The sequence below is a fragment of the Veillonella intestinalis genome, from assembly GCF_943192895.1.
Taxonomy (GTDB): Bacteria; Bacillota; Negativicutes; order Veillonellales; family Veillonellaceae; genus Veillonella_A; species Veillonella_A intestinalis.
Genome location: NZ_CALPCB010000005.1, coordinates 148,049 through 172,821 on the forward strand (window position 1 = coordinate 148,049; position 24,773 = coordinate 172,821).

Here is a 24,773-nt window from a genome sequence, read left to right on the forward strand (position 1 = left end):
ATATTTTAGTGGTGAAAAATATGTAAAGTATGCGTAACTTATTAGCTCTATGGAAATTGTGTTTATAATAGGGCCTGTAAGGCGTGTTTAACATAGTAGGAGGCGTTTATATGCAGTGGAGGCAAAAGGGTGTAATGAAACAATTGGGTAGTCTTATGTTAGTTGTATCGTTACTTATTATGAGTGGTTGTGGCAGTGATTCAGAGTCTAAAGAACAGGCTCCCTTAGTTAAAACTACAGTTGTTGGTAAAGATGCCTCAAGTAGTGAAAATAGTTTAGCTGGTACTATTAAAAATCGATATGAAACAGCCTTATCTTTTCAAATCGGTGGTCGTGTGATTCAAAAGAATTTTACTGTTGGTGATAGAGTTAGTGCTGGTCAAGTATTAGCTGTATTAAATCAGAGTGACACGAGTAGCCAATTACAAAATGCACAAGGTGCGTTGGCGGCCGCTCAATCGCAATATGAATTAGCAGCTACTAATGTAGAACGATATCGTATTTTATATGCGCAAGAAGCTGTCAGTCAATTGCAATTAGATCAGATGGAAAATTCCTATAAAGTGGCAGCCGCTCAATTAGAACAGGCACAGGCTAATGTACAAGCTAGTGAAAATCAACAAAATTATACCCAATTAATAGCACCCGCAGATGGTGTTATTACAGCTAGCTCTATTGAAATAGGGCAAGTGGTTGGGGCTGGTCAAACAGTAGGAATGATAGCTGTAGGTGATGAACCAGAAGCTGTAATAGCCTTGCCAGAACAAATGATGGCCTCCGTAAGTGCAGGTTCAGAAGCTAAAGTTACGTTTTGGGCGTTGCCTAATGTAGTAACTACTGGCGTTGTTCGTGAAATATCGCCAGTTCCTGATGCGGCAGCTCGTACTTATACAGTAAAAGTAAGTTTAACGAATCCACCGAGTCAATTACAGCTGGGGATGACTGCTAATGTGGCGTTTAATCAAGTAAATGGTCCTACTATGGAAGTTCCTTTAACTGCTTTAGTGGGCACTAGAGAGCCAAAACAAAATGGTCAGGGGCAAGTATATGTAGTGACAAAAGACAATACTGTTAAATTAAAAACTGTTACATTAGGTAATATGGGGGCCAATAGTGTACAGGTAGTCTCTGGTTTACAGTCTGGTGATCGTATTGTAACAGCAGGAACTGATAAATTGGAAGAAGGGGCTAAGGTACGGATATGAATTTTAACTTAGCTGATTGGGCCTTACGGCATAAATCAATTATATATTTCTTTATTGCTATGCTCTTTGCTATTGGCAGTTTTTCTTTTATGAAAATCGGTCGTATGGAAGATCCGAATTTTACTATTCGCACTATGGTAGTAGCAGCTACTTGGCCAGGTGCTTCCCCACAGCAAATGTCAGAGCAAGTAACGGATAAATTAGAAGAAAAAATTCGTGATTTACCAGGCCTTGATTATACTAAAAGTTTTACCGATGGCAGTAAAACAGTTATTTATGTTAACTTGAAAGAAACATTACCAGAAGATGATGTTAGAGCTGCTTGGACAGAAGTTCGTCATATGGTAAATGATGAGTGGTCAAAACTTCCATCAGGTGTACAAGGGCCTATTATTAATGATCGCTTTGATGATGTATATGGTACGATTTATGCATTAACTGGTGAAGAATATTCGTATGAAGAAAAGCGTTCCTATGCTGAACAAATTAAACGAGTATTACTGACTGTCCCCAATGTTAAGCGTATTGATTTAAAAGGGGTACAGCAACAAACTTTATATGTAGAAATGAATAAGGATAAATTAGCATCTTATCAAATTAGTAGTGAAGCTATATTAAATGCTTTAAAACAGCAAAGTTCTATGGCACCAGCTGGCATGATTGATACAGATACTAATAATGTATATCTCCGTGTGAATGGTCTTTTTGATAGTGTAGATTCAGTGCGTGAAATGCCATTACAAGTGAATGGACAAACACTTCGCTTAGGCGATATGGCTACGGTCCGTCTTGATTATGGTGAACCAGAAAGTCCTTTATTCTACTTTAATGGCAAACCAGCCATTGGGATTGCTGTTTCAATGGATCCAGGGGCCAATAATATTGAATTTGGTGAAGCATTACAAGCTAAATTAGCCTCTTATAAAGGAGAATTACCGGTTGGCTTAGAAGTGAGTCAAGTATCGAACCAACCTCAAGTAGTAGATGAATCTATTAGTGAATTTACTCGTTCTCTTTTTGAAGCTATTGCCATTGTATTGGTAGTTAGCTTTATATCCTTAGGTGTGCGAAGTGGCCTAGTAGTAGCTTTAACCATTCCTGTAGTCGTTGCTAGTACCTTTGTGGGCATGTATGCAGATGGACTAGATTTACATAAAGTAAGTTTAGGTGCTTTAATCATTTCCTTAGGTTTATTAGTAGATGATGCTATTATCGTTGTTGAAATGATGACCCTTAAAATGGAGGAAGGGTTGGATACCCATTCAGCAGCTACCTTTGCGTATAAGTCCACAGCGTTTCCAATGCTTAGTGGTACTTTAATTACTTGTGCAGGGTTTCTTCCTATTTTCTTATCGGAAGGTTCTGTTGCCGAATTTACCCATTCTTTGTTTATTGTAGTCGCTATGGCCTTGTTACTATCTTGGTTTGCCTCTGTATTAGTTAGTCCTGTACTAGGCAGTCGTCTAATTCGTATTAAAAAAGACCATGCTGAAACAAGGGCGATGCGTTTACAAAAGTCCTTTTTAGCGCGATTTGAAAAGTTTCTTCATTGGGCTATGGGACATCGCAAAATCGTTTTAATTACAACGGTAGTATTATTTGTTATTTCTTTAATTAGTGTACCTTTAATTAAAGTTGAATTCTTCCCTGCTTCGACACGACCTGAAATTATGGTATCAGTACAGTTCCCACAAAGTTCTTCCTTGCAATATACAAAAGAGCAAGCAGAAACATTAGACTCTTTATTAAGTGGGGATAAGCGTATTGATCATTATTCAGCTCATATTGGTGAAGGGGCGCCGCGATTTATTTTGACATTAGATCCAGAAGTAGAACGAAATAACTTTATGCAGTATGTAATTGTAGCTAATTCATTGGAAGATAGAAATGAATTATATACTGAATTACGAGACAAGTTAAATGATACCTTCCCATCGGCATTGGTTAATATGACCTTTTTACAAACAGGGCCACCTTCTAAGTATCCAATTATGTTCCGTGTTGCGGGTCCAGATACAACAAAAGTAAAAGAAATAGCCAATGAAGTCAAAGAGGTATTTAAAACCTATCCGGATATAACCGACATTTCAGAAGATTGGCCAGATAATACACCAACTATACAGGTTCATATTGATCCTGCTAAAGCTCGTTTGATGGGGGTTGACAGTTATTCTGTGGCCACTGATTTGCAAGGTAAAATTTCAGGGGTTACAGTGGGTCAATACTATGTAGGTAATCAGACCATTCCTATGAAATTTAAACTTAGTGGCAATGAAGAACATAATATGAGTGTATTACAAAATATTCCAATTCAAACGGGTTCAGGTGCTTATGTACCATTGAGTCAGATTGCTACCATTTCGTTGGGCAATGAAGATGGTATTATTTGGCGTCGTAATATGGAACCTACCATCACAGTACATGGTAATGTACCACCGAATGTAATGGCGAATTCATTAGCCAATGATTTAAATAAAAAATTGGAACATATTCGAGCTGATTTACCAGCAGGTTATACGATTGAAGTCGATGGTTCGGCTGAACGTAGTAATATTGCTATGGACAATCTAAAAGGGCCAATGCCTATTATGTTATGTCTAATTATGACAATTTTAATGTTCCAATTGAAAAAGATTCCTCTTATGATAATGGCTCTGTTGACGGCTCCATTAGGTTTAATAGGTGTTGTATTGACCATGATATTAACAAATACACCAATGGGCTTTATGGTCGTATTAGGGGTTATTTCCTTAAGTGGTATGATTATTCGGAACTCTATCATTTTAATTGATCAAATAGAATTACATCGTAAGGAAGGGCAAACTACTTATGAAGCCATTGTAAGTTCTACAATTTTACGATTTAGACCAATCATGCTGACAGCCTTAGCCGCTATTTTAGGTATGGTACCATTAATGCGTAGTGCGTTCTGGTCACCTATGGCGATTGCCTTTAGTGGTGGTTTATTAGTGGCTACGATTTTAACTCTCATTGTATTGCCAATTATGTATGCCGTATATTATAAGGCCGAAGCAAAATAACCGATTTATTCATATTTGTGAATTTTTACTGGTAATTTTACGATTAATACGATAAAATTTAATCGAATAGCATTGCCTAGATAGGGTATATGTGGTTAAATAGGTAAGAGTAAGTGCCAATAATAATGAAAAGGAGCATGTACAATGAGTGACATAGCATACTATGCTATCCATTATGGGGTGGACGAAAAAGGATATATCGGATATAACAAGGTGAATCAGGAAGTAACAGTTGTTTTACCTGATGAAGAATGGCAACAAAAAGTGTGGTCATATTTACATACACCACAGACTTTAGAAAAAGCGATTGGTCTAGATACGTATGAAACAGTCACTGTTGATCCGTTAGCATCGTTAGCTGATTTAAAACTTGCTTTAACTGTTATGTGGGGCCGTACGGACGTACAAGTTGATTGGAGTCGTCCTGTTGAAATTGATGGTTCTATGTATTTTCCTGAATAAAAAATACTAGAGGAATACGTTAATATAGATAACGTGTTGCTGAGTATAAGTTAAAACTTGATACATAAATACGAACATATCCACAGAATATACACAAAATTCTGTGGATATGTTGTGTATAGCTTGTGATTAAGTAAATGAATTCGGTGGATAAGTGAATAAATTAGTGGATAACTCTGTGTATAGTTTTACTATAAATACGGTTCTATCCACTTATATTGCGATATGTGAGCATTCCGTTTATAATATATACATACATGCGTACTTAGTATAGGGAAGGAACTGTAACTTCCTAAAGTGCAGGTCATGTTATACATGCGTCTATAGCTCAGTAGGATAGAGCAGCAGTTTCCTAAACTGCGTGTCGGTGGTTCGATTCCGCCTAGGCGCACCATAAGAGTATAAGACTATAACAAAGCCTTGGTTATTTCTGATCGTTTTGTTATAGTCTTTTTTATTTGAAAATAATTCCCAAATACTATGCATGCTATATTAAATAAGCATAGATGGTAATTGTTAGTAAAAAAATAGTAACTTTTTGTTTATTTTTTTCAAAAAAATAAAGTATTTTTTTCAACATAGTGTTTAAATTTAAAGTATCTTTTGTGAGTGGATACTGTCTATTATTTTATTAAAAATAAGAGAAAAATAAATTAAATTATCATTTTATAAAAATAATATAGTATAATACATAATAAATATATGTAAATATTTAATTTTATTCTATTATTTTCTTATATTTGATATAAAATAATAATCTATAGATAATTGAACACAGTGAATGTACACTCTATGCAATACAATCATGATGATTAGTTGTCATTTTAATCATGCCATGCTATCATACGTATATGAAATGTCTTTCCTGAACGGATTTTTGGGGGCTTATATTTAGGAAAGGGTATGCGTGTTTTTTATGAGGTTACATTTTAAGGAGTAATGGTTATGTTGAATGAACAAACAATGGTCCACAAGGACATACCGGTACAAGGTGATATTCCGGTTCAAGAAGAAACACTCACTCAAGCAGGTGTGAGCACCCAAACATTGGATGCAAGTAAATGGAACAAACAAGACACAGTTTGGATGTTAGGTTTGTTTGGTACTGCTATTGGCGCAGGCGTTCTATTCTTGCCAATTAATGCAGGGATTGGTGGTATTTTACCTCTTATTTTAATTACTTTATTTGCATTCCCTGTTACCTTCTATGCACATCGTGCGTTAGCTCGTATGGTTATGGCCGCTTCTTCTCCAGATAAAGGTATTATTGGTGCAGTAGAAGAATTCTGGGGCCCAGTAGCAGCTCGTTTTTTCAATGTCGTGTACTTTATTAGTATTTATACTATTTTGTTATTATATTCCGTAGCCATTACTAATACGACCGACAGTTTATTAACGCATCAGATTGGGATTGAAGGTATTGATCGTGCTGTTATTACCATTGCTGTTATTTTAGGCTTATTAGCTATTGTACGCATGGGGCAAGATATTATTGTTCGTATTATGAGTTATTTGGTATATCCATTTATTGCCACTTTATTGCTTATTGGTATTTATTTAATCCCACAATGGAATACAGCTATTCTTTCTTATGAACCAACAGGTGGTAATATGGGCATGTTAATGACTTTGTGGATGACCTTCCCAGTGTTGGTATTCTCTTTCAATCATTCCCCTATTATTTCTACATTTGTTATGAAAGAACGTCATGTATATGGTGATGATCAAGTTGATAAAAAGACTCGTGATATTCAACGATATGCTGTATTATTGATGTTTGCTGTTGTAATGTTCTTCGTATACAGCTGTGTATTTAGTTTATCTCCAGCTGATTTACAAGCTGCTAAAGATCAGAATATTTCCATTCTTTCTTACTTAGCAAATCATTTCAATACACCATTTATTGCTTGGTTTGCACCAATCATTGCTTTCGTAGCAATTACTAAATCCTTCTTAGGTCACTATGTAGGTGCTTATGAAGGGTTACGTGATATTATCATCGACTTAGGTAAAGTAAATAAGAAATCCTTCAATGAAAAAACAATTGACCGTATTATCTTATTATTCATGATGATTACTTGTTCTTTAATTGCTTATTTAAACCCAAGTATTTTAGGCATTATTGAAACTTTAAGTGGTCCAGCGGTAGCGTTCATTTTATTACTTATGCCAATGGTAGCTGTACGTAAAGTTGATAAAATGAAAAAATACCAAAGTGTTTCCAACTATTTTGTTATTATTGTTGGCTTAATCACAGTAGGAGCTATGTTCTACGGTCTTATTCATTAATAATAAAGTTTATGTTTAGCGTAGCTAATGTAATATACTAATTAGAATACTATCCTTACAAAATAACAAGAATATAGCGAATTTTAAAGCCGCCATTTGACGAAACTTCATCAAATGGCGGTTTTTTATTATAGGGAATGTCCTAAGAGAGGGGATACCTATTTACTAGCTTTAGGGGTTATGGTATATTAGAATTAATTTTATTATTATAGGGAATAGGTAATATATAGCAAAGTTGATGAAATCATCAACAATGAAAAGAGATAGAGGAGGTTTATCCATGGTTGGATTAGATGCAAGCGAACAAGCAAAACAAATTGCTAAAGCTGGTTATACAGAAGATAGAGATTATACGTTAGAGGAAGCCTTGGCTGAGGCAAAACGCTGCTTAAATTGTGCGAAGCCTTTGTGCCGTACAGGTTGTCCTATTGAAAATGAAATTCCTCGGTTTATTCAGGCTATTGCTCGCGGTAACTTTGGGGAAGCGAATGATATTATTGGGGAACGCAGTAATTTACCAGCTGTTTGTGGTCGTGTTTGTCCTCGTGAAAAACAGTGTGAAGGGCATTGTATTTTAAATCGTGCCAATAAGCCGATTAACATTGGTAAATTAGAACGTTTTGCTGCTGATTTTGAAAGTTTGCATGGCCTTCGTCGTATGAAACCAATCATTAAGGATCAAGGTAAAATTGGTATTATTGGTTCTGGTCCGGCAGGCTTAACTGTAGCTAGTGATATGGCTAAATTAGGCTATGAAGTGACTATTTTTGAAAAGCAAGACGAACCAGGAGGAATTTTACTTTATGGGATTCCGGCCTTCCGTTTAAGTAAAGAAGTAGTACACCGTGAAATTAATCGTTTAAAAGCATTAGGTGTTACTTTTGAATGTAATACTATTATTGGTCCTGAGAAAACCATTGACTCTTTATTTGAAGATGGTTATGATGCGATTTTTATTGCTACAGGGACTCACGTACCGATGGAATTGCCTATGCGCGGTGATGAAAAGTCAGGCGTTTTACAAGCAATGGCTTTGTTAACAGCCGTACAATTACATCAAAATGGTCGTGTTGGTGATGATGCGATTCCAGTAAATAGTGGTGATCGAGTAGTCGTAATTGGTGCCGGTAATGTGGCTATGGATGCGGCTCGTACTTGCGTTCGTTTAGGTGCTTCTGTGACTGTAGCATACCGTCGTGGCGAAGAAAATATGAGTGCTAATCCATTAGAATATAAAGAAGCCAAAGAAGAAGGAGTAGCTTTTAAATTTTATGCCTCCCCAGCTAGTGTTGAAGGAGAAGTCGTTGTAGAAGGGCTTCGTTGTGAAATCCAAGAACCACAAGAAGATGGTTCAGTTACTCCGACTGGTCATTATGAAACAATTCCAGCTGATAAGATTATTATTGCTATTGGTCATAAGCCAAATGCTCGTTTAGTAGGCCCTGGCAATGGTATTGAAGTTAATAAAGATGGTTATGTAGTGACTCGTGAAATGCCATATGGTATGACAAGCCGTAAAGGTGTATTTGCTGGTGGGGATGTAGTACATAAGCCAGCTACTGTAGTATTGGCAATGCGGGCTGCTAAAAAAGTCGTAGAAGGTATGGTTAACTACTGTGAAGCTAAACGTTTCTTAGGGGATATGTAAGTATCGTTGCTATATTGGTACACATAAAAAGTAAGAAATACGAATAATAAGAAAATAAAGAATAGAATAAAAAAATTTCGTATTAAATACGTATAGCAAAATGATAGAAAGACAAGTATATAAATAAAAAGAGGACTGTAATGAAATGAGGATTTTATCCGTCATTTAGGTTACAGTCCTTTTATGATTGGGTAAATTTTATAAGGTTTATAAGTTTTTAAACTTTATAGGGCTATAAAACTTGCCTTATAAGGCTAATATTCATTGACTAGATATAGTGATTATATAAGCTTTCGTTGTGCTAAGCCTTGAATAATTCGGTTAGCGGCCTCTTTTATTGTGTCAGGATGAGCGGCTAAGTTAAAACGGCCAAAACCTGGTGTAGCAGGGGCAAAATTAGCACTTGTGTTAACGCCTACACGACATTCTTTAATAAGAAAATCATCCAGTTCTTCAGGTTTAATATAAGCATTGAAATCAAGCCAAGCTAAATATGTTGCTTCTAGCGGTGTAAAGCCTATATTAGGGGCTTTTGCTAGGAGTTCTTTTTTGAGCAATTCATAATTACTTTGAATGGTAGCCAATAGGCCAGTAAGCCATACATCACCAGTCTGATAAGCTGCTTCCGTTGCAATTAAATTAAGTACGGATAATTGTGTGTGATCAATAGTTTTCACAAAATTATCAAACCGTTGGCGATGTTCTTTGTTAGGGATAATAACATGAGCTACTGGTAGTGAAGCTAAATTAAAGGTTTTAGAAGCACTAGTAATGGTAATAATAGAGTCTTTAAAACGACCATCAGCTACTTTTAGGGCAGGAATAAAAGTACCAAAATTAAAATCTTGATGTATTTCATCACTGATTATAAGTACCTTATATTGCTCACAAAGGGTGAATAAACGAGTTAATTCTTCTTCGGACCAAAGACGACTAACAGGATTATGGGGATTACATAGAATAAAGACTTTTACCTGATGCTCTTTAATTTTTTTCTCTACATCGTTAAAATCAATATAATAACGACCTGTATTATCCCGTTGTAATTCACTACAAATAGGGGTTCGATCCGTATCTTGAGGTGTGCTAAAGAAAGGAAAATAAACTGGACTTAGCATCATAACAGAGTCTTGTGGTTTAGTGAAGGCGTGAAGAATCCAAAAAAGAGTTGTAATTGTGCCATTCGTGAAGCGGAGCCAGCCTTTTTTAGGACTGTAACCATGGTGACGAGTTAGCCAATCTATAAAGGTCTGATGATAGGTAGGGCTAATTAACGAGTAGCCAAAAGCACCTTGTTTAATTCTATCTTCTAAGGCAGTCATAACAGTTTCTGGTACTTTAAAGTCCATATCAGCTACCCAGAGAGGAATAACATCGGTTGTATTAAAACGCTGTTCTAACGCATCCCATTTTACACTATTAGTATTACGGCGATCGAGAGCGTAGTGCTGTAAAAATTCAGCAGCAGTCATAGTTTGTGACATATAGGCACCTCCTTGAAGTATGAGTAAATACATATACTTTATAATCGAAACCAGTTTATTACTATAATAATTATCGTATAGTGGTTTATAGATTATATAATATGTTGAAATATATAATAAGAACTACGTTCATTATAGCAAATGGATGTTAAAAGAATAAAGGAGGTGATATAATAATACAGATATAATGTGAAAATTACTAGTGAAATGTGTTAAACTAATAAAAAAGCATCTAACTCCGTTTATTATGATTTATTTAAAAATCATTAATAGGAATTAGATGCTTTTTATTATTTTAATGTTAATAATTCTTGGATACTTTCTATATGCTCTAGTAGTTTAGTGCTATCTGTAAAGCTTCCATTAGCATATTCTAACACTTTAATTGCCTTAGGTGAATATGTATTTATTGTTTTAAATAAGTCTGGCCAATTAATAGTACCTGCATTAATTGGATAATGTTGATCGTAATTTCCGTCATTATCGTGTAAATGAAAGGCTATAATTTGAGAATTTAAGGTTTTTATTACGTTTGATAAATCCCAATTATTTACATGGGCATGGCCTACATCAATGATTGATTGGATATGAGGAATGGTATTAAATAAATTTAAGTATTCTTCTTCATTAAATAAATTATTTTCATGTAAACCTACATTTTCCACAGCCATAATAGGTCCATTGATTGAGTGGTTAAAAGTAGCAATTTCTTGTAAACGTTGAATAACTAGTTTTTGACAGTCTAATCTATCTCCTTGCCAACGCTCATTTGTATGAATAACAACAAATTTAGCATTTATTTCTTTTCCGAAGAGAAGCGTATCTTTTAATTGCTTTAAATATTGCGTATCCTCAGGATCTGCTAAATTGACTGTTACACAAGGACCATGTAAGGAAATATCTCTTTTGTTTATGCTAAATTGAGGAAGTAATTGACTCCAATAATCTTGAGTACCAAATTCATTAAAAAATTCAAGGCCATAAGATAGAGGCAATGTTTTTAATTGACCTTTATTAAAGGCTGGAAATAGAAGATCACTAATTTCAAGTGTGCTCATAGGGGCTCCTTCACAGTAAGTAAAAAATATATTGATTAATAGGTTAGTTACGATTGAAGATTTTGTTGGCTTTCTGGATCAAAAAAACAAGCATCATTAATATTAAAACTTATACCGAGTCGTTCGCCTAATTGTATTTGAGTATCTTTACTTGGTATTTGGATAAAGCCTGTTAAAGAATTAGAAAATTTAAAAAGACAGTTTTGGATATGTCCAATATTTTCTATATACTGGCATTCTCCATAAAGTAAAGCTTTGTCAGTTGTTGTAACTTTTATTTTTTCAGGACGAATACCTAAAATTACATTATCAGTAGTTATTAGTTTTTTTATAGATTCAGGAATATTCAGTGTTGATGAACCTAGCTGAATTTGGCCATTATTGATAGGTAGTGTCCATAAATTCATAGCTGGAGTACCAATAAAAGAGGCTACAAAGGTGTTAGCTGGTTGATTATATACTTCTTGAGGATTACCAAATTGTTGTAAAACCCCTTCGTGAAGAATAGCAATTCGTTGACCAATGGTCATAGCTTCTACTTGATCATGAGTGACATAAATCATAGTAGAGTTACAGTTTTCATGAATTTTTATTAATTCTTGGCGAGCATGTTGGCGTAATTGTGCATCTAAATTAGCAAGTGGCTCATCGAGTAAGAAATAAGGCGATTGCTTTACAATAGCTCGACATAAAGCAACTCGTTGTTTTTGTCCGCCAGATAAAGATTGAATAAGTCGATGTTCATAGCCGTTGAGATTTAACATATTAATAGCAGCTTTGGTACGAACTTCAATTTCAGAGGCCGGTAAGTTTTGTAATTTTAGGCCAAAGACAATATTATCCCAAACGTTAAAGTGGGGAAACAAGGCATAGTTTTGAAATACCATCGCAATATTCCGTTTTCCAGGCGGTACATCATTGACACAGGTATCGCCCATAAAAAGTTGACCTGATGTGATGTCTTCTAGACCAGCGATCATACGTAATGTTGTGCTTTTGCCTGAACCGGAAGGTCCTAATAAGACTACGCGCTCGCCTTCTTTGATTTCAAAGTTTAATTGTTTAATTATTTCTTTTCCATGATATGATTTTGTAACTGCATTAAATACAATATTGTGCATTATCCTTTTACTCCTGCTTGTATAAATGTATTAAGTATGTATTTCTGGCAAATTATGAATAAAATAAAGGGTAAAATGCTAGTTAAAACAGCTAAGGCCATAGCAAGTCCCCACTCACTACCGCCTTCTGCACTGATAAACATTGGTAATGCTAAGGCTAATGTATATTCAGATTTACTTTTTAAAATAAGTAGTGGCCAAAAATATTCATTCCAAGCATTAATAAAAAACATTATGCTAATAGAAATAATAGAGGGGCGTACAAGTGGTATTATGATATGCCAGAGTATATAAAGTGGTGAGGCACCTTCAAGAATAGCTGATTCAAATATGCTTTTAGGAATACTGCGCATAGTTTGACGCATAAGAAATATTCCCATCCCATCGACCATTTCTACTAATATTACGCCAAAGGCAGTGTCTAATAAACCAATGGAAGAAATGAGAAGATAGTTAGGCATAATTAATACAGACATGGGAATAAAAAAGGTTAAAACCATGGAGTTAAATAACAATTCTCTACCTTTAAAGCGATAATATACAAAACCAAAACCAGCTAGTAAGCTTGTAATGATTTTGAATATGGTTACTGTAATAGCAATAAAAAATGTATTGCCAGTAAATTGAAAGATGGGGAAACGATTTAATATAGTTGTATAGTTATCTAGCGTTGGGTTTGTTGGTAACGGATTAAGGGGGTATTGGAAAATTTGATTTAAGTCTTTTAACGAAGCTGAAAGTAAGAAAATAATAGGCCATAAGCAAAGAATTAATGATATGAGTAGAAATATATGGCCTAGTAATTCTTTTTTTATATTAATTTTCATAGTAAACCTTCTTGTCTAATACTTTATTACGCCACCAAGCAAAAAGTATAAAGAGCATCATAGTAATAACAGCATAGGCGGCAGATTTTCCTACTTGATAGAAAACGAAAGCATATTGATAAATTACATAAACTAAATTAGCACTTCCTTGGTTAGGTCCACCTTGTGTAAGAATATTGACAGGAATCATTACATACTGTAAGCCAAAAACAACAGTAATAACAAAAACATAAATAGCAGCTGACGATGTTTGTGGAATGACAATTTTGCGTAGTATCATCCAATCAGAGGCCCCTTCTAGACGAGCTGCTTCTATCATTTCTTTGGATACAGACATCATAGCTGCTAGCATGAGTATAAAATTATATCCAAATACTTTCCACGCAATAATAAGGCTAATAGAAAAAATGACTAATACAGGTTCTTTTAACCATCTTGGTGAGTCTAGGCCGATCATTTGTAGAATTGTAAAAATAGGGCCTGCTAGCGGATTATAAATCCACAGAAATAATATACTGGCTACTGATAAACTAAAAAGAGAGGGAATAAAGAAGCATATTCTATACAAATTTTTTCCATATTTTAATATATAAGCTAAAATATAGGAGTATATATAGGGTAATATAAAATTAAATAGTAGTAAGAAGACAACAAATAGGATTGTATTTACGATAATAGAATAGAATTCTCCATTTTGTAATACATCTATATAATTATCTAATCCAACAAATTTAATTTTAGAACTCACCATATTCCAAGAAAAGAAACTCATACCAACATTGACAAGTAATGGCCAGTAATAAAAGATTAGAAAACAGAGTGTGGCTGGTAAAAATAGTAAATAACCAGTTTTAGAGAGTTTATTCATACAAGTACCTCTTTATTCGTAGGCTATATTTAATAATGAAAATAGAATCAATAGTTTTATCCTATTGATTCTATTTTGAGATGGAATCCTTAGTAGGTATTCCTCTATGTTTAATATAAAAGATTAGTTAACTAATTAATATTTATGGTATTTATTTAATTAACTCATTAATTTTTAAGGCTGCTTGATGTAATGCTTCTGTAGCAGATTGACTACCATTGAGAATTACATCGCGGGCGTCGATTAAAACTTGTTCTGCCTGAAGTCCATTTTGCCCAGGGAAACTAACCCATGGCGTTACATTAGGGAGCATAGCCATCGCTTTTTTAATGTTGTCGTTTTCATCGATAAGCTTTTTGTAAGGCCCTTCTTTATCCATGTTTTTGCGTGGTGGTAAATAACCCGTTCCAGTATCCCATTTTGTTAGATTTTCTGAACTTTCTAAATATTTAATAAATTCTACCGCTGCTTTTTGCTTAGCTTCATCTTTAGAAAGAATCATTAAGAAGTTACCGCCAGCTGGTACTTTTACAGGTTTAGATCCAAAAGCTGGAAAGGTTGTAGTCATTACTTTAAATTGGGATGATTTTTCAAAGTTAGCTCGTTTACCAATAGTGGTAGCCACCATTGCTAACTTCCCTGATGTAAAGCTTTGGAATCCTTCTTCATTGGTTGCATGTAAGCCAGTGCCTGCTTTTATCATATCAGCAATGACTTGATAGCCTTGGGCTGCTTCTGGTGTATCAAAACCAGCTTGCCATTTGCCATCTTTTTGTATAAGCATGGTTCCACCATTAGATTCTACTAAAGCTTGATTTGTCCAAGTATCAGCATATTCTTGCATAAAGAAAGCAGGTGTTCCTGTTGCATTTTTTATTTGCTGTGCATATTGTTGGACTTCTTCCCAGGTTTTTGGTGGTGTATTTGGATCTAAGCCAGCCGCTTTAAATATGTCTGGATTATAGTATAATACAGGCACTGATAATGAGTAAGGGACACCAACTTGCGTTCCTTCGGCCGTTTGTGCTAAACGGGCTATATTAGGTTCAAAGGTATCGTTAATAAAATTAGAATCGCCTGCTTTAGCAAATATTTTGTTAATATCTTCATTTTCAAAATTTTCATGAGCATAATTTAGAAAATTCCACCCCATTTGCACAACATCTGGTGTTTGACCAGATGCTAGAGAGGCTTGTAAATTTTGTGTTAATCCTTTGTACATATCAGGATTGAATTTTTCAGTTACTTTAATATTAGGATGGGTTTTATTAAAGTCATCTACTAATTCTCGAACAGTTTGTCCACCAAAACTATCTGATGCTACATGCCAATACTCTATTTCTACTACTTTGTCGTTGGTTGTTGATGTATTTGATGTGGAACCACCACAACCAGCAAACATTAATGCTGATGTCATGCAAAGAAGACCTGTTAATAGAGCCTTGTATTTCATGATTTGCCTCCTACCTCTTGTGAGGTGTTATAACGATAAAAATAAAAATTAGTGCACTCTTTGTTTTCCATTTAAACATATAATTGTAAATAGAAAAGCTAGTAGTTGTAAAATTTTATTAAATTTTTATCAAGTGTTGTGTTTGGTTGATTTTAATTGGTAAATTTAAATAATAGAATGTATAAAAAAAGCGACTCCTATATAGGAGTCGCTTTTGTGTTTTGTAAGATATTATTTATGTTCTTCTTCATTGATGCGTTGGATTTCAAGGGCTTCTTCACGATTGAACTTTGTAGATAATACAAGATTTACAAAGTAAGCAATTGTAATGAGGAATACCGCTAAGCCAAGCCATTCAGCAGTGCTAGCAAAGTCTTTGCCTACCATGCCAAGTGGATCTTCGCCACCACCAGAGGTTACGGAAATAACGATGATTACCGCAATTAATACACCAATTAAACTTTCGCCAACAATCATGCCAGAGGCAAATAATACGCCACGGCGATTACATTGTTCAACATCTGCATCGGCTAATTCACCGCTGCGTTCTTTTGCACGTTTTACTAAATATTTACCTACGAAATAGCTCATGAAAGAACCAATAACAAGTGGCATTTCAAGGCTTGGTGGTAAGTAAATACCCATGCCAATCGCTAATGGTGGCAAGGATAAAGTAGCAGTTGTGCTTTTTAGAATTAAGTTAATGATAATCCCGATGATACCAATACCAACACCAATAAGGATATAGTCCCAATCAAGATTGGAACTGAAGATACCTTGTGCAATGGTTGTCATTAAGGTAGCTTGTGGTGCTGATAAAGCAGCTGATGGGTCCATTTCAGGACGAGGTAAAGCGCCTGTAAAACCATAAGCTTCATATAATAAGTTAAGTACAGGTGCGATAGCTACAGCACCAGCTACAGAACCAATTAATAAAGCAACCTGCTGTTTCCAAGGCGTAGCACCTACAAGTTGACCAGTTTTAAGGTCTTGTAGGTTATCATTAGAAATAGCAGCGATACATACTACTACGCTAGTCATAAATAGTGCCATAGCGGTAGCAAATTTTACACCGGCTTCTGTAGCAAATAAGTCATTGGCAGAGGCAATGGCAAATACTACGAGGGAGGATATGATAATCCCTAAAATACCGATACCAGAGATTGGGCTGGCAGAAGTACCAATTAGGCCTGCCATGTAACCACAAGCAGCGGCAACGAAGAAACCGATGCAGAGGGCGATTACGATGCCACAAACTACAAGTGTCCACATAAGTGCAGGATTAATATCAACTGCGCTTACAAAGGAATAGAAACAAATTACGAGACCAACTAAGATAACTAAGAATACAAGGCCAATGGTAGATGGTTTCATATCTGTATCCATACGATGTGTATCGCGTTCTTCGCTGGACATTTTCATGTTTTTAATAGAGATACGCATGCCTTCAACGATTGGTTTTGTTAGGGTAATTAAAGTCCAAATAGCAGCAATACCGATACAACCAGCGCCGATGAAACGAACTTTTTCTTTCCAAACGGCCATAGCAAAGGATTCTACTGATTTAGCATCGCCCATAGGTAGTACATTTGTTAAGTATGGTACGAAACCACCCCAGGCGATAATCATACCTACAAGAATAGCGATACCGCTGGCAATACCAATGAGGAAACCAGCTCCTAAAAGAGCGGTAGAGAACCCGAGTGGGAATTGAGTTACCCCACGGCCTACGCCAAACCAGAAACTCATTTCACCAGCGAGGTAATGGAAACCGTTAGTACAAAGACTAATAATACCAGCAAAAATACCGCCACTTACGATTTCTTTCATGCCACTAGCGGATTTGCTAGTGCCTGATTCATCAGTATGTGCTTGGCTACCTACTTTTAAAATCTCGGCAGCAGCGCGACCTTCAGGATACGGTAAATCACTGTTTACAACCATAGCTCGACGAAGTGGAATGGTAAATAACACACCTAAAGAGCCCCCACAAGCACAGAGCAACAATGTTTCTCCATAAGGGAAGCCTTGCCAATAGCCTAGCATCAATAGACCTGGCAATACGAAAATAACAGCTGATAAGGTACCAGCAGCTGATGCTTGGGTTTGCACCATGTTGTTTTCAAGGACGTTAGAGTCTTTGAAAAAACGTAGGATAGCCATAGAGATAACGGCTGCAGGAATTGAACTTGAGAAGGTTAAACCAACTTTAAGCCCTAAATAAACGTTTGACGCGGTAAAGATAATAGTTATAAGTACACCTAAGAGCATACCGCGAAACGTTAATTCCGGCAGATGTAAGTCATGACTCATAAAATCATGCTTCATACTAATCCTCCTTACTTGCATAAAATAATAAATAAATAATATCCTTACTAGACAATTGTATAAGATATGCGGACAAAATACAATGATTTGTCGCTAACTATATTGTATACATATAATTCATCATGAATTTTTCACTACAATCTGTTATACTTGTTATATGTTTAACGCATATATAGCATGAATATATGGGCGTGAAATGTAAGAAGTACATTGTTTAAGGAGGGTTTTGTAATGAAACATGTATTGAAATCATATATATTAGCTGCCCTAGTGGGGACAGTTGCTTTTGGTGGTTTTGGTGTGGCACAAGCTGCCGATGTGGCAGTAGTAAAGGTTAATGCAGAACCTGCAGCTGCTGTAGTAGATGAAAGTGGTGATGTAGTAGCCGTAGCAACACCAACAGAAGCTCATAATAATACTACGGGCATTATGACGAAACGTATTTCTCAGGATATTTCCCCAGCTACCAATAAAACGGTATGGGAAGAATCGGATAAATTAGCGCGCGAAGCAGATTTAGTAGAAGTGCCAGAAGCGAATGCGTATTACCAACGTTTGGCGGTATCTGTTTCTCCAGTAGCTGTGACTGGTGATCGTTTACATATTACGTATCCTACGGTTACATCTGTTAGCCCAGTCGTGACGAAGGCTATCAATGATCGAATTACTAAATATGTACAAACGTTACAAAAGAATTTAGAAAAAGCTAATTTAAAAGCAGACATGAAAGAAAATCTTTATATTAGCTATGATGTAGAAGCTAATGATAAAGGTATCTTCAGTGTGCTAATTAAATCTTATACGATTGGCGATCATGCAGCCAATGGTTTGAATACAGTAAAAGCATTTACCTTCAATAGTACCAGTGGTAAATTACTATCTTTAGGTGATTTTGGTGGCGTTTCTAAAGATGTATTAAATAAAGCTATCAATGAGGATGAAGAGTTAAAAGAACAATTTTTCCCTGATAACTTGCCAATTGATAAAGTACCGACTGATTTCTATGCTACCGAAGACCATGAGTTATATATTATCTTCCAACAAGGAACAGTTGGTTCTATGGCAGCAGGTACGATTTATGTACCAGTCGGTAAAAGTAAACGCTAAGTAAGTTAGGCTAAGTGATAGCTAGTGTTAATTGGTTTAAGTGCCTACCTGCTGATTAAAAGGTAATTCATAATAAAAGGATGTCATGACTATCTGTTGATAGTTGTGACATCCTTTTTGATTACTATAACTCGTTAGCACTAATAACTAGCTGCTGTCCGATTTGATAGGCTCTAGTTAAATCGTGTTCAAAGTGTGCGGCTTGATATGCTTTTTTATCGCTTTCAGAGAAAATTGATGATTCAAATTTACTGTAATCATCGAATTGTACGGTATTATAGACATAATGTTTAATAGGTTCTACCCCTAAAATACGATGTACACCAGCTTCAATAGGTAATAAGCTATCTCGTAAATGGTATTGATAGCTTTGCTCTTCGGTCATGTTCATGGTATAAATAAAAGCAGAAGGAATTGTTTTGCCAAGAACAGATGGTACATCAGCGCTATAAATATAATTTGAAAAGAGGAAGCGTTCAAAGAGTGCTTGTAAGGCTGCCGTTATATTTGAAAAGTAGATAGGCGAGCCCCAAATGATAGCATCGGCTTCTTTTAATTGTTCAATAATAGGTGTTAAATCGTCTTTAATAATACAGGTACCATGCTCTTTATCTTTGCGTTTACAATAAAAACAGCTGAAACAGCCACGATACTGTAAGGGATAGAGTGAGATTAATTCTGTTTCAGCGCCAGCTGCTTGAGCACCAGCTAAGGCTTTATTAAGCAATTGCACTGTATTTTTGTTAGGTCGAGGGCTACCATTAATAGCGATAACTTTCATAATAAAACTCCTTTACACATTAAATTAGAACTTTCTTTTTATAGTCGTATAAAAAAGGGGATAGCTATGACATATCCAATGTATTTTTTCTCAGAAGATTTTTTGTCGATTCGTCCATTACTTGAGGAGTTACCTGTTAAAATATTTGATTTTAAAGAAGGTGATTACCTCTGGCAACCTGGAGATTCTTTAGAATATTTACATTATATTCAGTCTGGTGTTTTACAGTTTGCTATCACGCATTCTACAGGCCGTGAAAAGATTATATCTTTTCATGGTAGAGATACTTTATTTCCTGTTTTTTATGAAGGTCCTGTACGTCTTGAACATGCGTTAGAAGCACAAATACTAGCGGATACGCATACTATGGCAGTAAAACGAACAGATTTTCAGCAGTTATTAATGGTTCATCCGGACGTTAGTTTAGCTGTTATTCGCTGGTATACGCGCTTCGCTAATCTATTACTTTATGATACAGGACATCAAGAATTTAATGATGGTTTTAGTAAATTATGTAATATTATTTACTTATTACTTTGTCGTGATAAAACAGAATTAATTATTAGTCAGGAACGATTGGGTCAAATCTTAGGTATGAGTCGTGTACATATTAATCGTTACTTAGGCCGACTTAAAGAAGAAGGCATTATTCAAGTGCAGCGTATGCGGATTAATGTGCTTGACAAAGTTAAGTTGATGGCGTATTGTTCAGCTGAAACTGTGGATTTAGACTTATAACACTAATGCTATTTACTAGAAAAAATTTTATTAAGAAATATACAGGTAGGTCATGGCTTATTTTAGTATAAACAAGATGTCATACTATTGTCTGTAAACTAGGTTACACAACTTAAAAAAGCCCTTAGGTGCAATATACTTATACATTGTTAGTATATGTGCCGTAAGGGCTTTTAGCTATTTATTTGTATGGAATGTTTACGTTTTATGTTTATGTAACTTTAAAAGTATGGATTACACATTGAAGCGGAAGTAGGTTACGTCCCCATCTTTCATCACGTATTCTTTACCTTCAAGGCGCACTAGGCCTTTTTCTTTGGCTGCATTTTGGCTACCGCAAGCTACGAGATCATCGAAGGCTACGATTTCAGCACGAATGAACCCTTTTTCAATATCAGAGTGAATTTTACCCGCTGCTTGAGGAGCTTTCGTTCCATCCACAATGGTCCAAGCGCGTGCTTCCATTTCACCGGCTGTGAAGAAGTTGATGAGACCAAGTAATGCATAACTGGCTTTAATCAATTTATCTAAACCGCTTTCAGATACGCCCAACTCTTCTAAGAACGCCATGGATTCTTCATCAGATAATTCTGCAATTTCTGACTCAATGCGTGCAGATACAACAACAACGCCAGAACCTTCTTTAGCTGCATATTCCTGTACTCGTTTCACATGTTCGTTACCGGAATAATCTGAAATTTCATCTTCTGAAATATTAGCTACATAGAGGGATTTTTTGGCTGTCAGTAAGGTCAATTCTTTAAGAATTTCTAACTCTTCTTCTTCAAGACCTTGAGCTCGTACAGGAATAGCATCGCCTAAGCCTTCAATGACTTTTTCAAGAATTGGCAGTTCGATACGAGCGTCTTTATCACCACTTTTAGCAATTTTTTCAATACGCTGTTTACGTTTTTCGACAGAATCTAAGTCAGCTAAGCAAAGTTCTGTGTTAATGATTTCAATATCACGGATTGGATCGATGGAGCCAGATACATGGGTAATATTAGGGTCATCAAAACAACGAACTACTTGAGCAATAGCGTCGACTTGGCGAATATGGCTAAGGAATTTGTTGCCTAAGCCTTCCCCTTTAGAAGCCCCTGCTACAAGACCGGCAATATCTACGAAACGCATAGCCGCAGGAATTACTTTTTTAGATTTAAACATGTCTGCTAATTTATAAATGCGGTCGTCTGGTACATCAACGACACCCACATTTGGTTCAATGGTACAGAATGGATAGTTAGCGGCTTCAGCGCCTGCTTTAGTAATAGCATTGAATAATGTACTTTTTCCTACATTAGGAAGACCTACGATACCTACTTCAAGATTTGTGCTCATAATACCACCTTTTTAAATGACTCGATATATACAAATTGTTGTTTATTTTATAACTGTGTATGTTATATGAATATGATTTTATCGTATATGCACATGACTCTATATGCATATCAACAATATATTATAGCATAGAAATAGTTTTACTGCATGATATTTGCGCATAGGAATTGAAATTTGCTAACTGTATGAAAAAGGGGCTGAAACAAAATGGAGAATAACATTTGCATTTCGTTACAGCCCTTTATATGGAGTGTGTTATAAGTTACATTTTAGATTATAAGGAGTGTGCACGTAATTCTTCAGCACTGTGCGTAGAAATCCAAGCTGGTGGAATATCAAAAACTGTATAAGCACCAGTACCACCATGTTTAGCTAAGCGATAAATACCACGAGCATAGGCTGTTAAAACAGAGCCCGTGAATTCTGGATTGCTATCAAGTTTTAAGGAATATTCAACTACATGACGAGTACCTTCTGTGCTTTCGCCGCTGCGAAGGACAAAACCGCCATGAGGAATTCCTTTATGGTTTTTATCGAGCTCTTCTTGAGAGATAAAATGTACAATTGTTTCATAACCAACAAAGTAGTTTTCCATGGTTTTAATGTCATGCTCAATTTTAGCTTTATCAGCATCATCGGCAGCTACTACATAGCATTCACGAAGATGGCCAGATTGAGCAGTTACTTCAGGCGTTTCACCATTGCGAATCTGGTCTAAATACTCTTCACGAGGTACTGTATATTGACGGGCATCAACAACACCTTCTAGGCGACGAATCGCATCGGAGTGACCTTGGCTAACACCACGACCCCAGAAAGTATAAGATTTGCCTTGAGGTAAAATGCTTTCAGCAAATACGCGCTGTAAGGAGAACATACCTGGATCCCAACCACAGGAGATAAGAGCGGCATGACCTGCTTCTTTTGCTGCTTTATTAACATTTTCAAAGTGCTCAGGAATGCGTGCATGTGTATCGAAGCTATCAATAACTGTGAAATGTTTAGCCACCATTGGTGTTTGCTCGATTAAATCAGTCGCAGAGCCACCACAGAGTACCATAACGTCAATTTTGCCTTTGAAGTTTTCTAGTTCGCTCATAGCATAGCTTGGTACACCACTTACAGTTTGTAAACCGCTACGACGAGAGAATATACCAACTAATTCCATATCTGGTTGTAAGTTAACAGCAGCTTCTACGCCACGGCCAAGATTGCCATAGCCTACGATGCCTACTTTAATTAAATTCATAGGTAAGACCTCCTAAATAATGTATGTGATAATAACTCTTATTTAATTATCTTGTTTTAGTATACCGTTTGATGGGCAACCTGTACAGAGAAAAATCTAATTTTCTATAGAAAATTTATTTTTGCTAGGTATATAGGCTAAATTTATGGATGAAATATGATAAAAGTATAATTTATATCATATAAAGGTATTGTGTTTTATTCTTGCTTAGGTTATAATAGTAAGGCTTATTGATGGTAAGCGCTTCCTACCCCTATGGAAGATAGGGGCATAAGTCCAAAAGAGGAGGTGATTTTGTATGAACAAATACGAAGTCATGGTGATTGTGAAACCAGCCGAAGAAGAGACAACCAACGCAGTTATTGAAAAAGTAGAAGCTTTGATTGCTCGTGTAGGCGGCACAGTAGAAAAGGTAGATCGTTGGGGCAAGCGTCGTCTTGCTTACGCAGTGAAAAAATTCACTGACGGTTTCTACGTATTGATTAACTTTGAAGCAGATCCTGCTGAAATCAAAGAAATCGATCGTGTATTGAAAATCAACGATGATGTCCTTAAACACCTAATTGTTAAACACGGCAAGTAAGCTCTGGGAGGTTTATTATGAACTCAGTACAGATCTTAGGTAATTTAGCTCGTGACCCTGAAGTGCGCTTTACTAAAACAGGTAGAGCCGTAGCAACATTTACAGTGGCTGCGACAAACACATATTTTGATTCCACAACCAATGAACAGAAGGAACAAACTGCCTTCATTAATTGTGTTGCATGGGGCAAATTAGGGGAAGCAGCTGGTAACCTTCGCAAAGGGAGCCGTTGTTTCGTTGAAGGTCGTTTAAATACCCGTTCTTATGAAACTCAGGATGGGCAAAAACGCTATGTTACTGAAGTAGTGGCTAACTTTGTTGGCCAGTCTTTAGATGCACAAAACGCTGATAGCTTTGGCGGTGGTTCATCTAACTTCGACAGCTTTGGTGGCGGTAACGAAGAAAACATTCCGTTCTAGTGTTTAGGACTCCTACTAATTCGAAAAGGAGGATTCACAATGAGAAGAGATAGAGGCAGAAAGCCAAGAAGAAAAGTATGTAACTTCTGCGTTGATCATGTAGATCAAATCGACTATAAAGATATTGCTAAACTTCGTCGTTTTACGACTGAACGCGGCAAAATTCTTCCTCGTCGTATTTCTGGCACTTGCGCTAAACATCAGCGCAAATTGACTCTTGCAATTAAACGCGCTCGCGCTATTGCATTGTTGCCATTCACTGCAGAATAATCGCATAACAAATGAAAACCCAGTAACCATGATGGTTGCTGGGTTCTTTTATTTTATCAATCTTTGCCACATACTTTCCTATTTCATTATCCAATTAATCAGAAATTTAATCAACTATAATGTTTTTTCCGATATGATTTTGACATAAAGTAGGCACGTCGAATTTGTTCTGGTGTTTTATTGCCGTAAAGTATAAAATCGTCTTCTTCGCGTACTACTATATCAGCATGAAGAGGCTTTGTATAGCTACCTAAATGTAATAGAATGCCTTCTTTTTCTTTGTTATACATGAGGTTATCGTCTCCTTAACTTCGGAAATATACTATTTCATAGATGAATTTATGTATTATTGGAAATAGTTAGAGTATATGGACATGATTAATTTTATAAGGATAGGTTTATTAAGTATGTACCTATTAAGTATGTGTCTATTAAGTGTGTGTTTATTAAGTATCTACCTATTAAGTATCTACTTATAAAATTAAATACATTGATTTTTAC

General features: G+C 35.9%; 21 protein-coding genes and 1 tRNA gene. 11 read left to right on the plus strand and 11 right to left on the minus strand.

Annotated elements, in window-relative coordinates:
- Positions 1–110 precede the first annotated feature (110 nt).
- From NFR27_RS05445 to NFR27_RS05470, 6 genes are all read left to right on the plus strand, one after another.
- Positions 111–1,205 carry an efflux RND transporter periplasmic adaptor subunit gene (locus tag NFR27_RS05445; RefSeq protein WP_251441690.1) on the plus strand — a complete coding sequence of 365 codons (1,095 nt, stop codon included), beginning with the start codon at positions 111–113 and terminating at the stop codon, positions 1,203–1,205.
- The gene (locus tag NFR27_RS05450) at positions 1,202–4,246 is read left to right on the plus strand and encodes an efflux RND transporter permease subunit (RefSeq protein WP_251441689.1); all 3,045 of its coding nucleotides are present in this window, start codon (positions 1,202–1,204) and stop codon (positions 4,244–4,246) included. Before NFR27_RS05445 ends, NFR27_RS05450 begins: the two co-directional genes overlap by 4 nt.
- 144 nt (positions 4,247–4,390) lie before the next feature.
- Positions 4,391–4,708, plus strand: coding sequence for a hypothetical protein (locus NFR27_RS05455; RefSeq protein WP_251441688.1), 318 nt, complete (start codon positions 4,391–4,393; stop codon positions 4,706–4,708).
- A gap of 317 nt (positions 4,709–5,025) precedes the next feature.
- Positions 5,026–5,102, plus strand: a tRNA-Arg gene (locus NFR27_RS05460).
- Positions 5,103–5,653: 551 nt separating this feature from the next.
- Positions 5,654–6,997: an SLC5/6 family protein gene (locus tag NFR27_RS05465; RefSeq protein WP_251441687.1), complete on the plus strand. Its 1,344-nt coding sequence runs from the start codon at positions 5,654–5,656 to the stop codon at positions 6,995–6,997.
- Between the two features lie 280 nt (positions 6,998–7,277).
- Positions 7,278–8,645, plus strand: coding sequence for an NAD(P)-dependent oxidoreductase (locus NFR27_RS05470; RefSeq protein WP_251454699.1), 1,368 nt, complete (start codon positions 7,278–7,280; stop codon positions 8,643–8,645).
- A gap of 281 nt (positions 8,646–8,926) precedes the next feature.
- Here NFR27_RS05470 and NFR27_RS05475 read toward each other — a convergent pair whose 3' ends face one another.
- The 7 genes from NFR27_RS05475 to NFR27_RS05505 form a co-directional block, all read right to left on the minus strand.
- Positions 8,927–10,129, minus strand: coding sequence for a MalY/PatB family protein (locus tag NFR27_RS05475; RefSeq protein WP_251441683.1), 1,203 nt, complete (start codon positions 10,127–10,129; stop codon positions 8,927–8,929).
- Positions 10,130–10,419: 290 nt separating this feature from the next.
- Positions 10,420–11,187 carry a sugar phosphate isomerase/epimerase family protein gene (locus NFR27_RS05480; protein WP_251441682.1) on the minus strand — a complete coding sequence of 256 codons (768 nt, stop codon included), beginning with the start codon at positions 11,185–11,187 and terminating at the stop codon, positions 10,420–10,422.
- 47 nt (positions 11,188–11,234) lie between these two features.
- Positions 11,235–12,308: an ABC transporter ATP-binding protein gene (locus tag NFR27_RS05485; RefSeq protein ID WP_251441681.1), complete on the minus strand. Its 1,074-nt coding sequence runs from the start codon at positions 12,306–12,308 to the stop codon at positions 11,235–11,237.
- Complete coding sequence (locus NFR27_RS05490) at positions 12,308–13,135, minus strand: carbohydrate ABC transporter permease (protein ID WP_251441678.1); 828 nt, start codon at positions 13,133–13,135, stop codon at positions 12,308–12,310. The genes NFR27_RS05485 and NFR27_RS05490 overlap by 1 nt, the downstream gene beginning before the upstream one ends.
- The gene (locus NFR27_RS05495) at positions 13,125–14,003 is read right to left on the minus strand and encodes a carbohydrate ABC transporter permease (RefSeq protein WP_295238219.1); all 879 of its coding nucleotides are present in this window, start codon (positions 14,001–14,003) and stop codon (positions 13,125–13,127) included. The genes NFR27_RS05490 and NFR27_RS05495 overlap by 11 nt, the downstream gene beginning before the upstream one ends.
- Positions 14,004–14,154: 151 nt before the next feature.
- Entirely contained in the window at positions 14,155–15,456 is a 1,302-nt protein-coding gene (locus NFR27_RS05500; RefSeq protein WP_251444307.1) for an ABC transporter substrate-binding protein, read from the minus strand.
- A 231-nt stretch (positions 15,457–15,687) separates the two neighbouring features.
- Positions 15,688–17,784: an OPT family oligopeptide transporter gene (locus NFR27_RS05505; protein WP_251444305.1), complete on the minus strand. Its 2,097-nt coding sequence runs from the start codon at positions 17,782–17,784 to the stop codon at positions 15,688–15,690.
- A 231-nt stretch (positions 17,785–18,015) separates the two neighbouring features.
- On the opposite strand from NFR27_RS05505, the gene NFR27_RS05510 reads away from it, so the two are divergent.
- Positions 18,016–18,891, plus strand: a complete 876-nt coding sequence (locus NFR27_RS05510; RefSeq protein WP_251444303.1) for a DUF3298 and DUF4163 domain-containing protein — start codon at positions 18,016–18,018, stop codon at positions 18,889–18,891.
- 124 nt (positions 18,892–19,015) lie between these two features.
- Here the strand turns inward: NFR27_RS05510 and NFR27_RS05515 are convergent, their stop codons facing one another.
- Positions 19,016–19,672 (minus strand): flavodoxin family protein, encoded by a 657-nt coding sequence (locus tag NFR27_RS05515; RefSeq protein WP_251444301.1) that lies wholly within the window; start codon positions 19,670–19,672, stop codon positions 19,016–19,018.
- A 66-nt stretch (positions 19,673–19,738) separates the two neighbouring features.
- Here NFR27_RS05515 and NFR27_RS05520 point away from each other — a divergent pair, with 66 nt between their 5' ends.
- Positions 19,739–20,410 (plus strand): Crp/Fnr family transcriptional regulator, encoded by a 672-nt coding sequence (locus tag NFR27_RS05520; protein ID WP_251444299.1) that lies wholly within the window; start codon positions 19,739–19,741, stop codon positions 20,408–20,410.
- A gap of 234 nt (positions 20,411–20,644) precedes the next feature.
- Here the strand turns inward: NFR27_RS05520 and ychF are convergent, their stop codons facing one another.
- A complete protein-coding gene (gene ychF / locus NFR27_RS05525) occupies positions 20,645–21,751 on the minus strand; it encodes a redox-regulated ATPase YchF (protein WP_251444297.1) in 1,107 nt (368 codons plus the stop codon).
- 274 nt (positions 21,752–22,025) lie between these two features.
- A complete protein-coding gene (locus NFR27_RS05530; RefSeq protein WP_251444281.1) occupies positions 22,026–23,000 on the minus strand; it encodes a diaminopimelate dehydrogenase in 975 nt (324 codons plus the stop codon).
- A 298-nt stretch (positions 23,001–23,298) separates the two neighbouring features.
- Here NFR27_RS05530 and rpsF point away from each other — a divergent pair, with 298 nt between their 5' ends.
- From rpsF to rpsR, 3 genes are read left to right on the plus strand one after another with little or no spacing between them, the layout of a single operon-like run.
- Positions 23,299–23,583 (plus strand): 30S ribosomal protein S6, encoded by a 285-nt coding sequence (gene rpsF, locus NFR27_RS05535; RefSeq protein ID WP_251444276.1) that lies wholly within the window; start codon positions 23,299–23,301, stop codon positions 23,581–23,583.
- Positions 23,584–23,600: 17 nt separating this feature from the next.
- Positions 23,601–24,002 carry a single-stranded DNA-binding protein gene (locus NFR27_RS05540; RefSeq protein WP_115310531.1) on the plus strand — a complete coding sequence of 134 codons (402 nt, stop codon included), beginning with the start codon at positions 23,601–23,603 and terminating at the stop codon, positions 24,000–24,002.
- Positions 24,003–24,041: 39 nt separating this feature from the next.
- Positions 24,042–24,272: a 30S ribosomal protein S18 gene (rpsR, locus tag NFR27_RS05545; RefSeq protein WP_115310530.1), complete on the plus strand. Its 231-nt coding sequence runs from the start codon at positions 24,042–24,044 to the stop codon at positions 24,270–24,272.
- 110 nt (positions 24,273–24,382) lie between these two features.
- Here rpsR and NFR27_RS05550 read toward each other — a convergent pair whose 3' ends face one another.
- Positions 24,383–24,562 carry a hypothetical protein gene (locus tag NFR27_RS05550; RefSeq protein ID WP_251444273.1) on the minus strand — a complete coding sequence of 60 codons (180 nt, stop codon included), beginning with the start codon at positions 24,560–24,562 and terminating at the stop codon, positions 24,383–24,385.
- Positions 24,563–24,773: the final 211 nt, after the last annotated feature.